The organism is Bacillus sp. EB106-08-02-XG196, assembly GCF_013396335.1.
Classification (GTDB): Bacteria; Bacillota; Bacilli; order Bacillales; family Cytobacillaceae; genus Neobacillus.
On the sequence record NZ_JABWSY010000050.1, the window covers coordinates 1 to 609 of the forward strand.

Annotated in this window: 1 rRNA gene; it reads left to right on the forward strand. The window is 51.4% G+C overall.

Annotated features, from left to right (window positions below):
• Positions 1–21: 21 nt before the first annotated feature.
• Positions 22–609, forward strand: a 23S ribosomal RNA gene (locus MLOOGBEN_RS28835); the annotation flags it as partial.

The following is a 609-nucleotide window of genomic DNA, read 5'->3' on the forward strand; positions in this document are numbered from 1 at the left end:
TAAGAAGAAAATAACCTTTTAGGTTAAGTTAGAAAGGGCGCACGGTGGATGCCTTGGCACTAGGAGCCGATGAAGGACGGGACTAACACCGATATGCTTCGGGGAGCTGTAAGTAAGCTTTGATCCGGAGATTTCCGAATGGGGGAACCCACTGCTCGTAATGGAGCAGTATCTTTACCTGAATACATAGGGTATGGAAGGCAGACCCGGGGAACTGAAACATCTAAGTACCCGGAGGAAGAGAAAGCAAACGCGATTCCCTGAGTAGCGGCGAGCGAAACGGGACATAGCCCAAACCAAGAGGCTTGCCTCTTGGGGTTGTAGGACACTCAACATGGAGTTACAAAGGAACGGGGTAGATGAAGCGGTCTGGAAAGGCCCGTCATAGAAGGTAAAAACCCTGTAGTTGAAACTTCGTTCCCTCCTGAGTGGATCCTGAGTACGGCCGGACACGAGAAATCCGGTCGGAAGCTGGGAGGACCATCTCCCAAGGCTAAATACTCCCTAGTGACCGATAGTGAACCAGTACCGTGAGGGAAAGGTGAAAAGCACCCCGGAAGGGGAGTGAAACAGATCCTGAAACCGTGTGCCTACAAGTAGTTAGAGCCC